Annotated in this window: 12 protein-coding genes; 5 read left to right on the top strand and 7 right to left on the bottom strand. The window is 44.8% G+C overall.

The features are described from left to right. Window positions 1-27: 27 nt before the first annotated feature. Window positions 28-906, bottom strand: a complete 879-nt coding sequence (locus V7S75_RS01320; protein ID WP_459510892.1) for a 1-acyl-sn-glycerol-3-phosphate acyltransferase — start codon at window positions 904-906, stop codon at window positions 28-30. A 37-nt stretch (window positions 907-943) separates the two neighbouring features. On the opposite strand from V7S75_RS01320, the gene V7S75_RS01315 reads away from it, so the two are divergent. The 3 genes from V7S75_RS01315 to V7S75_RS01305 are packed head-to-tail and all read left to right on the top strand — an operon-like array spanning window position 944 to window position 2,904. Next, window positions 944-1,804, top strand: a complete 861-nt coding sequence (locus V7S75_RS01315; RefSeq protein ID WP_459510891.1) for a bile acid:sodium symporter family protein — start codon at window positions 944-946, stop codon at window positions 1,802-1,804. A gap of 21 nt (window positions 1,805-1,825) precedes the next feature. Then, window positions 1,826-2,449 (top strand): hypothetical protein, encoded by a 624-nt coding sequence (locus V7S75_RS01310; protein WP_459510890.1) that lies wholly within the window; start codon window positions 1,826-1,828, stop codon window positions 2,447-2,449. Next, the gene (locus V7S75_RS01305) at window positions 2,446-2,904 is read left to right on the top strand and encodes a DUF1569 domain-containing protein (RefSeq protein WP_459510889.1); all 459 of its coding nucleotides are present in this window, start codon (window positions 2,446-2,448) and stop codon (window positions 2,902-2,904) included. The genes V7S75_RS01310 and V7S75_RS01305 overlap by 4 nt, the downstream gene beginning before the upstream one ends. Before the next feature lie 3 nt (window positions 2,905-2,907). Here V7S75_RS01305 and V7S75_RS01300 read toward each other — a convergent pair whose 3' ends face one another. From V7S75_RS01300 to V7S75_RS01290, 3 genes are all read right to left on the bottom strand, one after another. Further along, window positions 2,908-4,407, bottom strand: coding sequence for a sodium:solute symporter family protein (locus V7S75_RS01300; RefSeq protein WP_459510888.1), 1,500 nt, complete (start codon window positions 4,405-4,407; stop codon window positions 2,908-2,910). A gap of 1 nt (window position 4,408) precedes the next feature. Then, window positions 4,409-5,404 (bottom strand): sialidase family protein, encoded by a 996-nt coding sequence (locus V7S75_RS01295; RefSeq protein WP_459510887.1) that lies wholly within the window; start codon window positions 5,402-5,404, stop codon window positions 4,409-4,411. A 90-nt stretch (window positions 5,405-5,494) separates the two neighbouring features. After that, entirely contained in the window at window positions 5,495-6,055 is a 561-nt protein-coding gene (locus V7S75_RS01290; protein WP_459510886.1) for a pentapeptide repeat-containing protein, read from the bottom strand. A gap of 61 nt (window positions 6,056-6,116) precedes the next feature. On the opposite strand from V7S75_RS01290, the gene V7S75_RS01285 reads away from it, so the two are divergent. Both V7S75_RS01285 and V7S75_RS01280 read left to right on the top strand, forming a co-directional pair. After that, window positions 6,117-6,953: a sugar phosphate isomerase/epimerase family protein gene (locus V7S75_RS01285; protein ID WP_459510885.1), complete on the top strand. Its 837-nt coding sequence runs from the start codon at window positions 6,117-6,119 to the stop codon at window positions 6,951-6,953. Between the two features lie 56 nt (window positions 6,954-7,009). Continuing rightward, a complete protein-coding gene (locus tag V7S75_RS01280) occupies window positions 7,010-8,455 on the top strand; it encodes a glycoside hydrolase family 32 protein (protein WP_459510884.1) in 1,446 nt (481 codons plus the stop codon). Here the strand turns inward: V7S75_RS01280 and V7S75_RS01275 are convergent, their stop codons facing one another. The 3 genes from V7S75_RS01275 to V7S75_RS01265 form a co-directional block, all read right to left on the bottom strand. Continuing rightward, complete coding sequence (locus V7S75_RS01275) at window positions 8,456-9,709, bottom strand: alkaline phosphatase family protein (protein WP_459510883.1); 1,254 nt, start codon at window positions 9,707-9,709, stop codon at window positions 8,456-8,458. A gap of 64 nt (window positions 9,710-9,773) precedes the next feature. Continuing rightward, window positions 9,774-11,561 (bottom strand): hypothetical protein, encoded by a 1,788-nt coding sequence (locus V7S75_RS01270; RefSeq protein ID WP_459510882.1) that lies wholly within the window; start codon window positions 11,559-11,561, stop codon window positions 9,774-9,776. 127 nt (window positions 11,562-11,688) lie between these two features. Next, window positions 11,689-13,932: a glycoside hydrolase family 3 protein gene (locus tag V7S75_RS01265; RefSeq protein WP_459510881.1), complete on the bottom strand. Its 2,244-nt coding sequence runs from the start codon at window positions 13,930-13,932 to the stop codon at window positions 11,689-11,691. Window positions 13,933-13,969 lie beyond the last annotated feature (37 nt).

Genomic DNA, 13,969 nt, shown 5'->3' with positions numbered 1-13,969 from the left:
AGAGCCCTGGAAATTCCGGGGCTTTTTTTATGTGCTTTGCATTTGAATTTTGATTCCCAAAGGTAACATGAGGATAAAAAACAGCACATACCAAATAGGTAAACCCGCGAGCCATAAGCCCGTTCCGAGCAGCAGTAAATATATCGGATAGGTAAAAAGCAACGTCGCAAATAGCACCGAATCATAAAAGACAGTCCCCTTCGTTTTGCGATCTACGGTCTTTTGAACCCTACGGTAATAGGGTAGATTCAGGTAGTAAAACAGGCTTTTTTTGATGCGGATGCGTTTCGAGGGAACATGAATTAATCGGCGCATTTGTTCAAACACCGCTGCGTTAAAATCCAATCTATGTTTGGCATGTCCTAAGGTAGGAGCTCGCTCAAATTCTTCTACATGTATTTCAACGACCTTGCCAAAAGCTTTGAAATCATTGTAGGCGATTCCCACCACATGAATTATCGGCTGCACGCCACGTTGCTGGGCGGCTTCCAAAATTCGAGTGGCGCCTTTTTTGTAGGGCTGTAATTCATGGGTCAACAAACAGATCCCCTCAATGAAAATCAGGATGCCACCGCCATGGGCAAGGATATCTACAGAAGCATCAAATGTCCCGGCATTCAAGTGCAAATGTTCTCGACCTTCCCGTGCCCGGTGGATAGGTATCATCCCGATGGAGCGTAATAAAAAGCCAAACAAAGGTTTTCGAAAAACGTCTCCCCTTGCGAGAAAATGCATTTTTCGCGGGTAATATGCACCTAGGATGACGGCGTCTAAAAAGGAGTCGGGGTGGTTTGCTACGACCAGCAAAGGTCCTTGTTTTGCGAGGAGGCTTTTATTGCGAATATGGACCTTGGGAACGAAGATCCAGAGGCCAAGGCGAACAAATAATTTTAGGATGACAAGCAAAATTTCAATATTTTGAGCAAGGTTTAAAAATTATTGGATGCAAGCAAGTTTTCTTTCGATCTATCTCATGCCCATGGCCATCGCCATCATCATGGTCGGATTAGGCTTATCCTTAACTCCCGCTGATTTCAAACGAATTTTTGAATACCCCAAAGCGGTTCTCATCGGATTGATTACCCAGATGCTTCTGTTACCAGCTATTTGTTTATTCATTGCCGACTTCTTCCAATTGGAACCCGCCTTGGCAGTTGGCCTCATGCTACTAGCCGCTGCCCCTGGAGGCCCCTCAGCAAATCTTTACAGCCACATGGCCGGAGGGGATGTCGCCTTGAATGTGAGTTTAACCGCGCTGAATAGCGTACTCTCCATCTTTTCGATTGCTGGCATTGTGAATTTTTCCCTCGCGTATTTCATGCAAGCGGAGGCCTATGTGCCCATGCAATTTCAGAAAGTATTGGAGGTTTGTGCGATGATTATTACGCCCATTAGTTTGGGGATGTGGATTCGGCATCGCTATCCTGGCTTTGCACAGCGGATGGAAGGGAAGGTTAAATTGATTTCTGGGTTATTCCTCGCTTTGTTAATCGTCCTAGCTGGCCTCAACGAAATCGATCATTTGGTACATGATATCAAAGCCGTGGGTGCTGCAGCGCTTAGCTTTAATTTAGCCTGTTTGCTCGTGGGCTATTTTCTTCCGCGATTATTTAAGCTTCCTCCTAAACAAGCCGTGGCGATTTCCATGGAGGTAGGGATTCACAATGGATCATTAGCCATTTACATCGCATTGAGCATTTTGAACAATGGTGCGATGACCATTCCGGCGGTGGTCTATAGTTTGATCATGTTTATTACGGCGGCAGTTTTTGCTTTTTGGTCTCAAAAAAAGCTTGCCAACTAAGTTTTGCCTATTTTTGTGGCTATGAAAAAACTGTTGATTCTTTGCCTTTTCCCCATTCTTTCCTTTGCACAAGCTCCCATCCCGGCCGAGGTGATGTTTGGAAATAATCGTACGAATTTTTTAATGATTCTGAATCGTCCCGTGGATGCCAAAGGGCGCTTTCATTTTTTCAATGTGACGGTTGGCGCTGCCGACTACCAAAATACTCCCTCGGAAACGGAAATCGTTGTGAATAATTCATTAACCTATGCCTTAGGTCACAATTTCCATGCGACAGCTGGTGCGCAATGGCATTTTAAATTGGGTTTTGTTCCAACAGTCGGCGTTGAATACTTAAAGGCTCGGCCCGATTTTTTATTGGTGATTTTCCCTACCTTTAACATGCTTCCGAATAAGAATTTGGAGACAGTGGGTATTTTAGAATACAAGCCAGCATTAAGTCCCAAAACTCGATTGTATACGCGTTTGCAGGCGATGTACAACCAAGATATGACTTTGGAAGCGCATGCCCGCAGTGCTTACAGTGTTCGTGCGGGAATTAGTATCAAGCAATTCACGGTGGGTTTAGGGTCTAATTTAGATTACTATGGCCCAATGAAATTCGATAAAACCAATCACGGGCTTTTTGTCCAAGTTCGACTATGATCAACCAACTCGCCATCCAATTACAAGAAATGCAAACGTTAGCGGAGCAATGGGAAACCACAAATCCCGCCGTTTCTTCGAGTTCTGTAGGCTGGCATTTGTTGCATAACCTGCAAGTGATTAATGGGGTCGTGGCGACTTTGGCCGCTTCAAATCCGGAAGAATATGCCCCAAAACATACATTTATCAAGTGGTATGTGCTGCTGACAAAAAAGATTCCACGCGGGAAAGCGCGTGCTCCTAAGGGCGTTGTTCCAGAAACAATTTCTAAAGAGGAATTGGATGCGGCATTAGACCGAGCTAGTTTGAGTGTCTTGAATTTGTTGAACCAGCAACCCAAGCAATTCTTTCCGCATCCGATGTTTGGGCATTTAAATACCAAGCTTGCGAAGCGATTTTTGTGGATTCACACGGAACATCATTTAAAGATCGTTCGAGATATTCTTGCTCAATAATCTTCAACGGTTTTTTAGGATTCGCTGGACGACTATGCCCGTCAGGAGAATGGTCAAAGTCCCAAGGACTACCGTCAATTTGCCTTCCAACGGAATCTGTAATGTTTCCGGTAAATTATCCTTAAACGACATACATGCAATAATCACCACACCCACGAAGGCCGCAATTTTCGCTGCGGCGTTGGATACCTGTTTCGCGAGAAAGCCTAAGAGAAAAATGCCCAACATTCCTCCGGCAAAGATGCCTGATAGCTTCCACCAAACATCCAATAAACTCTTGACCCCGATCATACTAATTCCAAACACAATACCGAGGCAGCCCATAGCCATGGTGGAGATGCGTAAAATCCGCAGTTGTTTTCGTGGGCTCAGGTCTTTTTGAATATAGCGCAGGTAAATGTCATTTAAAAAGACTGTTGCGGAACTGTTCATCCCCGAACTCATGGTGCTCATGCCAGCCGACAATAACGCCGCGAGTAGCAATCCCAATAGACCTTTTGGGATTTGCGTTTTCATAAAATACGGTAGAACGCGGTCGGCATAATCAACCAATTGCATCGATTGAATCGAGATGTTTTTGTCCGTAGCAACCTGTTGTTTGAGGTCCATGATGAGCCCCGGATTTACGTCGTAAAAGGCGTATAGGGATGTCCCAATCAAGAAAAACAGAAATGAAACGGGGACATAATACACAACGCAAAGCCAGATGCTATTCGCCGCATCTTGGGTGTTTTTCGCCGTATGATAGCGTTGGATATAGTTTTGGTCTACACCAAAATTCGTCAGATTAATGAAAAATCCGTAAAGTAATATCACCCAAAAGGAACTCGTATTAAATTCAGGTTGAAACGTCCCTAAGCTAAATTTATTATCTCGTTGTGCGATCGCCCAAATTTCCGTGATGTCTACTTGGTTTAAAATCAATCCTAATATCATGAGGGCGCCCAAGGTCTTCAGAATTGCCTGAATGACTTCCGTCCAAATGACAGCTTCCATTCCTCCTAAAACGGTGTATAGGATGATTACGAATCCTGCGATTACAATAATGAGTGGCATTTCAATGCCTGAAAGGGCATTAATCGTCAAGGCCAATCCATAAAAAATAGTCCCCATCCTTGCCAGCTGCGTTAAGATAAAACACAGCATCGCATAGGTTCTCGCCCATGCACCAAAACGTTTTTCTAAGTGGGTGTAGGCGCTGACCGATTGCCCATTTCGATAAAATGGCACGAATAATTTACTGGCTACCCATGCCGCAAGTGGAATGGAAAGGCTAAAAACGAAGGGATTCCAATTGCTTCCAAAGGATTTTCCAGGGTCCCCTAGGAACGTAATAGCACTCAAAAATGTGGCATAAAAACTTAGGCCTAACGCCCAGCCAGGAATTTGACCAGCAGCGGTAGCAAACTGTTCAGAACTCCGTTTTCGACGAGAGAAAAAGATTCCCACGCCAACCATGCTGAGGAGGTACAGCCCAATAATGACCAGATCGAGAGTTGTCATATTAAAGTGTCATCACCACATGTTTGATTTTCTTTCGCTTCCACGTGTAGGTGATGTGAATTTTCCCATCAGCCGATTGGATGACTGCGGGATATGAAAACTCGCCATTCGGTTCGTTTTCTAAGATGGCAATGTCTTGCCAGTTTTGACCATCCGACGAAATTGCGACATTTAAGGGGCTTCGTCCTTTTTTCGTATTGTTGTACACAAGGATATGTCGGCCATCTTGTAAGGTGACCGCATCAATGCCTGAATTCGGATTCAAGAGGGTCGTAGGTTTTAATGCCGTCCAATTTTTGCCTTGGTCAGTTGAGGTGGCTTGTAGGACGTAGTCGTTTTCCGACCGACAAACAAGCTGGAGTTTACCGCCCGATAATTTTAGGATACTGGGCTGTATGGCCGAAGTCGTTACGCCATCATTTAATGCCTCGGTTCGCGTCCAAGTTCGTCCACCATCTCTCGTGAATTCCATGTGTACGCGCCAGTCATGATCTTCCGAACTCGATGGACAAATAAGCGTTCCATCCGCCAATAATACGGGTTTGTTCTTGATGGGGCCATAGATATCTTTCGGGAGAAGCTCTTCTGCCGACCAGCTTTTACCGCCATCTGAGGAGCGTTTTAGCGCACCCCACCATTCGTCGGGTGCTGGGCCAACTTTATAAAATAATATAAGTTCTTTGCCAGGCATTTGGAATAAGACCGGATTCCAAGTAGGATATCGCTTCCCGTTAGCTTGGATGCCATTGGCCACTTCCATGGGCTTTGACCAGCTTCCGTTTTGGTGAAAACTTAACCATATCGCCACATCCGGATGCTTTTCATGTGTCCCCCCGAACCAAGTTGCCGCAATGCCTTGTGGGGTTTCGACCAAGGTGGATGCATGACAAGATGGGAAGGGAGCGGATTCGTAAATGAAACTTGCCGACTCAATTTTTTGGGCGTGTGCAACGAAAAATGCCATGCAGAACATGCATGAATAGAATAGTTTTTTCATAGGTTTAGATTTCTTCAGCTTTCATCCTCAGAGCTTTACAAAGCTAAAGGGAAAAAAGCAAAATCAAATAAGCCATGAAAAAATTATCAATTAGCTGATTACGATCCCGAAATCAGTCAATAAGCCTGCTAATCCGTCTTGGGAAAATTTGGCTTTCTTCAATCGATTAATCGTAGGGGAAATGCGAAAATTGAAGGCATTTCGGAAGTCGGCCTTCTCTAAATTCGTCTGGTCAAACAAAGCGCCCGCCAAATCACATTCCTCAAAATGGGCCTCGCTGAAATTTGCCTCCGTAAAATCAACCTCATGTAAACTGCAGGATTCAAAGTTCGTCCCTTTGCCGTTTACTTGGTAAAATGATGACAAATTCAATACACAGTTCTTGAAATGAACTTCAAACAAAAAGGGATTGCATGCCTCAAAACGTAGACCTTGCATCTTGCAACTTTGGAAATAAACCTTTTGGAAGGACGCCGCGCTTAATTTGGCAAGACTTAGGTTGCAGTCCTCGAACCGACAATCCACGAATTGGAAGTTCTTAAAATCCGCCGATTCAAATTGGCAATTACGAAACGTACAACCTTCGTATTCGCCTAAAGCAAGCGTGTCTATTTTATCAAAAACTTGATCCGTGTGGTAGGGTTTTTCCATGACAACAAAATTAGCATAATTCAGAAAAAACTTTCACTTTTACGGACCAACCTATTTAAAAATGAAACAGACTTTATTCGCTTTTGCGTTCTTATTAACGCTCCCCGCATTTGCTCAAAAATTATACACCTATCCCATGGGTGTGCAGGCCTACACCTTCCGGAATCATTTCCCCAAAAGCACCGAAAACACGCTGGATATCATTCAGAAAATGGGCATTACGGAATTAGAAGGCGGTGCAACGAAAGGTTATACCGAAGAACAATTCAAGAAATTATGTGCTGAACGCGGCATCAGCATTCCGTCGACGGGTGTTGGATATGACGAATTAGCTAATCCGATGGATGCAGTTCGTCGGGCGAAAACCTTAGGTGCTAAATTCGTCATGTGCGCTTGGATTCCACACAAAGGCACGGATTTTACACTCGAAGATGCCCAAAAAGCCGTTGCACTTTTTAACAGTGCAGGAAAAGTGTTTAAAGAAAACGGGATCACGTTTACTTACCACGACCATGGCTATGAATTTCATGCCTATGAGGATGGTACTTTGATGGATTACATCATCAAAAATACGAATCCGGCCTATGTTTCTTTTGAGATGGATGTCTTGTGGACGATGCACGGCGGAGGCGCTGATATGCCGGTTAAATTATTGAAGAAATACCCGAATCGTTGGAAATTGATGCACGTCAAAGATTTGCGCAAAGGGGTCGAAGGAAATTTAACGGGTGGTACGCCTGCGGAAAATGATGTTCCCGTGGGAACGGGCCAGGGGAACTGGAAGGAAATCATCAAACTCGCGAAGAAAAATGGCATCGAACATTGCTTCATTGAGGATGAAAGTAATCAAGAACTTGATTTTGTTCCACGAAGCATCGAGTTTTTAAAGAATTTGTAACGAATTCCCGTATTTTTGTTGGGTGGCTCAGCTGGGTCACCCATTTTTTTGCCTTTATGAAAAACATTCTCTTCTTTTTATTGATTTCCTTAGCCGTTTTCGCGCAGGAAAAACATCGTCCGCAATTGCATTTCACGCCACCAAGCATGTGGATGAATGACCCGAACGGGATGTTTTATGCGAACGGTACCTATCATTTATATTACCAGTACCATCCGGAAAGTACGGTTTGGGGACCCATGCACTGGGGCCACGCGACGAGTAAGGATTTGATGCATTGGGAACACCAACCGATTGCCTTGTATCCGGATAGCTTAGGTTTAATCTTCTCGGGTTCAGCTGTCATCGATCATCAAAATACTTCGGGTTTAGGTAGCAAGGGCATTGCGCCTGTGGTTGCTATTTACACGAGCCACAACATGGCTTGGGAAAAAGCAGGTCGGATCGATCGTGAAAATCAAAGCATCGCCTATAGCTTAGATGGAGGCCAAACCTTCGTAAAATTTGCCGGAAATCCAGTCATCAAAAACCCAGGTATTGCAGATTTCCGCGATCCGAATGTGACTTGGTATGCACCAGGGAAGAAATGGATTATGGTTTTGGCTACACAGGATCGGGAGACGTTTTATTCATCGCCCGACTTGAAAAACTGGACGAAGGAGAGTGAGTTTGGTGCAAAATTAGGTGCCCATGGAGGTGTTTGGGAATGTCCAGATTTGTTTCCGATGCAAGTGGATGGGAAGACCAAATGGGTCTTAATCGTTAACTTAAATCCAGGGGCGGCTAATGGTGGTTCTGGAGCACAATATTTTGTAGGGGATTTCGATGGACATCAATTCATTCCACAAGATGAAGAAACGCGCTGGGTGGATTATGGAAGAGATAATTATGCTGGAGTGACTTTCCACGAAACGGGCGATAAGCGGATTTTTATGGGTTGGATGTCCAACTGGGATTATGCGACCGTTGTACCTACCGCTTCATGGCGGAGTGCAAATACCTTGCCTCGGGATTTGAAATTACATAACCTGAACGGGAAATATGTGTTGGCTTCCACTCCGATTGCCGCTGTTTCCAACTATGTTACGGGGACACAAACGATTAAATCGAATAAAGTTGTGAAGTCGGCTGCTGCGCTGCAACGCTTGTCGGGGAAACTACCGGTACAGGATTTTTCTATCACGCTTTCCAACAACAAAGGAGAACAAGTAATCATTGGTTACGAAGCAGCTTCGAATCGCTATTTTGTGGATCGCGATGCGGCAGGGGATCATAGTTTCAGTTCGAAATTTGCCGGAAAAGCTTATGCGCCGCGTCTGGCTACAAATGACACAATCGACTTTACCTTGATCACAGATGTTGCTTCGGCGGAGTTTTTTGCAGATGGAGGCTTGTCGGTATTGACAACGATTTATTTTCCTTCGGAAACCTTAAACAACTTGAAAATTACCGCGGCGAAAGGCCTTCCATTTACCTTGGAAAACCTTAAGCCATCGATGTAATTATTTCAGAATGGATTTCAGTTGGCTTAATCGACCATCAATCGTTGATTCGTCGATTGTCAATCCTAAAATCTTGCCAACCATCGGATAGACGTTCACATTTTCGAATGCTGGAATGGTTTTACCTGATTTAAATGCTGGCCCCCAAGCCTGAAAACTTGCTTGCATGTCGGGATGGTGATTGTCATATCCATGTTTTCCAGGACTCGTTTTCCGCGTGCCCAGGTTGAAAATAGATGGGTGGTTTGGCACGAGTAAAATATCTCCCAAACGATTAAATCGGTCATCCGATTTGCTGTAATGCCAGTGTGCCGGAGTTTCATCCATCAAATAGGTCTTAAAGCTCGTGTTCTGTTTGAGTGCTGCAAGTGTGCTCGGTACGGCTGCTTGAATTTTGGTATACACATGCACCAAAGCATCGCCGGATGGAACTTTAAATGCCGCGGTATCAAGAGCGGCAGGTTTTCCCAAGGTGTGCTCGGCATCTACGGTGGTCATACCATGATCTGAAACAAACACATAATTGATAGGTAATTTCAGAGGATCTAAGGCCGCTTGCAATTTAGCGATGCTCTCATCCACAAAATGAACGGCATCACCCACACGAGGGTCTTCGGGGCCATACTCATGTGCATCATGGTCAACTTGTGGAAAGTAAAAAGTAATCAAGTGCGGGCGTTTTTCGGCTGGTAAGGATAACCAATTTTTCACCGCTTGAACGCGCTGCTCGATCGGAATATTTTCGTTGTAGGTGTATAAATAAGTTGGTCGAATTCCTTGAATGTCGGCCTCAGATGCCACCCAGTAAAAACTTGCACTTAACATGCCTTGTTGCTCTGCCAGTACCCAAAGTGGAGTTCCGCCGTACCATTTTCCTTCGGCCACCATCTTTTTGTTTCCCATGTTGTATTCCTTTCCGGAATTCACATCGAAATAACGATTGTCGACCAAGCCGTGGTGCGAAGGGTAAAGACCGGTTACGATGCTATAATGATTAGGAAATGTGAGCGTTGGATAGGATGGGATCATTGCATTGGCCTTGATTCCTTGAGCCTCCCGACTCTGTAAAAATTTGGCACCATATTTCACCGAAAAGTCTGATCGAAATCCATCTGCAGAAATTAAAATGACATAGGGTTTGGCTTGTTGGGAAGCGGAATTGCGTCGATCCGCATGAACAATTTGGGTAGTGTCTTGACTAAATGCGAAAAAGGAAATACAAGATAAGAGGAGGTAAAGACTAAGCTTATGCATGGGTATGATTTAATGTTTAAAATTAGCCATTAAAATAATAAACCCCGGATTTCCGGGGTTTATTTTAACCAACTTGTGGAATAGGGAGACTTTGAATTTTAGCTTCCCAAAGGGCTAATTCGTCTTTCATGTCTTGTAGACTCGGAAGGCTTAGGTTTTGGTAGTAGGCGACGCCGGCCAACAAATTATCGCGGAATGTTTTGAGGTAGCGTTCCTGTTTTGTTGTCATGGATTCGACGCTTTTTTCCACTTCTTTTTTCAAGTAGTCAACATACAAGCTGAGTTCCTTCACAAAAAGGTTCGGGCGATTGTGGTTGTTGAGAATATTGGCTCTTCCGTAGATGTGATCTACCATTTCTTTGAGCGAAAAGGTTCCGGAAAAATAGGCCAAATTAGGTCCTGGACAGATCGCAACGGCATGCTGGTGATGCGAAGGTTTGATATCAAAATTTTGTAAAGCCGATGTCCCAAGTCCCGTGCACAAGCAAACCTTTTCCGTGATTGCATCAAAGGCTTTTTGATATTCCGCTGCTGCTAAACCTTGTTCTTCGAGTTGCTTCAATTTCGCATGTTGGTATTTCCGCGAGGCCGTGCAAATCGGCTTTTCTGTAAACTCGGTATTTGTTGCCAAATATTCCAAGTTACAGGGACTGCCGGGTCTACCTTTTTCGATGCGTTCCAAACGTTGTTTCTCCGATGAACTTTTTCGGAAATTGTTGAAAGGTACGCCCAGCGGAGAGGCATGGCTCATGTAATAATCGCTTTCCTCGGCTTCGGCTAAAGCTTTTCGCGTGGAAGGATCTACTTGTGTCGCTTCAGGAACCAATAAAAAAGGACTTCCCCAGCCGGTTCCTTGGGTTTGAAAATGATCTTGAAGCAGGGCATCTTCCGCATGCGTCCCGATTCCCCCTTGCACGGTTACGCGCATCGTTGGATATTCGAGGTACACGTTTTGACCTTTGTCGGCTAAGCTTTTTTGACACATTTCGAACAACTCGCTCATTAAGGCTTGTCGGTTCGTCTTAAATTCCTCTAAAATGGGCCCGATCAACAAGCCATCCGTGGCAAAAGCATGTCCTCCGCAATTCAAACCCGATTCGATGCGGAATTCAGAAACCCAAATTCCTTTTTTCGCCAAGATTTTACCTTGCGTTACTGCGCTTCGGTAATCGCTCACTTTGAGAATGATCTTCTTTTTTAGCTTACCTGCAGCGTCTGGGAAAAAATCGGGGAAAGCCTCGATGTAGCCATAGAGCATGGGGTTATAACCCGCCGATAGGATGATGGAGGAGCTCAAATCGCTTTGCGCATAACCGCGCAAGGCCGCTAAAGCATCTGCGAATTCCTTTTCCAGCGCGTTCCCTTTTTTGTCGTAATTGATTTTATTGACCTTCGACATGATGTTGACATCGATGGAACCTGCGAGGACATGTTTGCGCAAATTGCCTTGTTTGACGAATTTTTGGCAGACATCCGTCTCCGCGAGCATCTCCTGGTATTCCCTTTTTTGTGGAGTGTTTTCCGGCAATAATTCAAAATAACGTGTGATGTCCGACTCGGGTTCAAAAGGCTGATTGCGAATGCTAGTCGTCTTATCTTGTACGAGCGTCTTTACTAAATTCAGATAGGCGCTGATGCGTTTGGCACGGAAATCCTCCTCCGTTTTCGCGATCGGCGTAAAATTCAGGTTATTTTCTTTGCTGTAGGCCTCGCGCATTTCTTCAACTAAATGGTCGTCCACGATGGAAACGACGGAAGAAATACCAAAGGGCCCAACTTTCACCGGGGTGTCAATCGTGAAGCCCAATCCCATCACGGGAATGTGAAATGTATGTGCGGCGGATTTTTGCATGTTCTTTAAAATTTAAGAAGGACAAAGGTCGGCCGGGAAATTTGGACTAAATATGATTTTGGTCAGCCACAAAAAAAACACCTCAATTTTCCTTGAGGTGTTTTTAAATGAGAGAAACGAAAAAATGCTATTTGTATTGTTGAACGCGGGCATCTTGAATTACACCTTTCCAGTTCATTCCGAAGCCAAAATCGTAGCGATGTCCTTCTGCATCCACATGGCATTCCATGTCGAAAGGAACATCTTCTTTTTGCTTTTCTACCACCTGCATACTGGCTGGCATCTGCATGGGCAATAAGGCTTGTGGCTCCGCCTTGCCGGAAATGATATCTAAAATCGCTTGATCTTGTACACCAAAACTTGCCAAAATCGCATCCGCCTTACCCTCGATTTCCGCAAAAACCATCGGATTCGATACGTTCACGGATACAATCACTGGTTTGCCTTGCATCTTTTGACGCGTGTCTTCGATCAATTCCATGTCGGTAATATTACGTGTTTTGGCAGTTTTGCCTTTGTAGGAACGATTTGTGAAATTCTCCAAAGGATCTCCACCCGCAATACTCACCTCGCGTGCGTCATTCGCCACGTAATCACTGTATTGCAAGGAAATAGGCACATATCCATTTCCGCCTTTGGCCACATCTTCCTTGTCATAGCCGATGCTGCTTTTCGGATTTTCGATGCAAACTAAAGCCAAATCTGCTTCCGTCGGATTATCTGTCACGTTGAAATATTTCTTCACTAATTCCATGTTGATCGGGAAATCATTCGATGCTGGAATTGGGAATCCCAAGAAGTGACGCGTCGCTGCGACAAAACGTTTAGGAATGTAAATCGTCTTTTTCGTTTGAATAGGAAGGACATTTCCCTTGTTTTTCAACAGCACGATGGATTGCAATTGTGCTTGATAGCCCGCTTGCATGAACTCCGGTTTTCCAACCGTTGCTTTGGTATCGGCTGGATTTTGGTAAGGATTCTCAAACAAACCTACTTGGAAAATGTTGCGCAATAATCGCACAGCCGATTGCTCCATCCTGGCACGCATGAACGCTTCACCATGTTCTTTCACGCCCATCGCATAGGCATCGATGATCGGTTTCATGTCATTATTTCCACCGAATTGATCCGCGCCGGCCATTAATATCTTGTAATGCCGCTCGGCCATGTTTAGGTTTTCTACGCCCCAAACTTTTCCATCGATGAATACATCCATCGCCTTGTGGTCCCCAGTTACACTCCAATCCGTGCAAACCACCCCATCATAACCATATTGCTTGCGAAGTAAATCTGTCACCAAATATTTGTTGTAGTTATTCGCCACATTTTCCTTCGTTTGATTCCAAGAAATCGTGTAATACGGCATCACCGCAGCGGCTTTTTTGGTTTGACCGGATAATTTAAACGCTCCTTCCGTAAAAGGAATCAAATGCTCATTGAAGTTATTCCCTGGATAAACCGCAAATTTTCCATTGGCATAATGCGCATCGCGGCCCGCCTCACCGGCTCCACCTCCTGGCCAGTGTTTCACCATGGCATTCACACTTTGAGCGCCCCAGTTTTCATTCTGAAAACCATTGCAATAGGCTTCCGCCATCGCAGCGGAAAGTTTAGAACTTTCGCCAAAGGTTCCGTCAAAACGTAACCAGCGAGGTTCTGTGGCGATGTCAACTTGTGGAGATAATGCGGTTGCGATACCTAAAGCACGGTATTCTTGTGCCGCTACCCGACCGAATTGTTTGATCAATTCCGGCTTGAATGTCGCGGCCATACCTAAAGAACTTGGCCACATCGAAATCAAACCACCCGCTGCTGCATTGAACTCCGCACGTGCTTGTGTTCCGTGACGTGGGTCCGTACTGTTGTTGGCCGGAATCCCTTTACCCACCGACTCGCAAAATGCCTGAATTTTATTGTTCCATTTCGCGGCATCTTCTGGGGATGAAACCGTGGTGACGAGTACGTGACGTAGATTATCTTCTTTGAGGAATTTCTTTTGTTGGTCCGTTAACTCACTTGCATCCATCGTCTTGGGATCGAAAGGTTTTCCGTTGTAGGTCCCAGCAAAATAGCCGTCGGGTCTTGCAGGGATGGCTTGATGGCCTGAATACAACATCAAACCTGCGATTTCTTGCACGCTTAATTGCTTAGCTAAATCGGCGGCACGAACGTCAACGGGTTTCCGCCAATCTTCGTAAATATCTAATTTCCCGTTCTTATTTAAATCCTTAAAAGACAGGCCGTCTTTTTTGATGATTTTAACAGATGATTGGGTGGAATAGGCCAAAGTTGGACCTTTGGCTTGTTTGATCTCCACATGTTGGGCGAATGCCGCCGTGGAAACTACTAAAAGGCTAACTATTTTTTTCATGTTGGTAGGGTAATAGCTTACAAATGTAGCAAAATGA

This window comes from Aquirufa sp. TARAVU-A1A (genome assembly GCF_054558675.1).
Note: the sequence above shows the minus strand (reverse complement) of the source record. Positions and strands in the feature narration are given on the sequence as shown.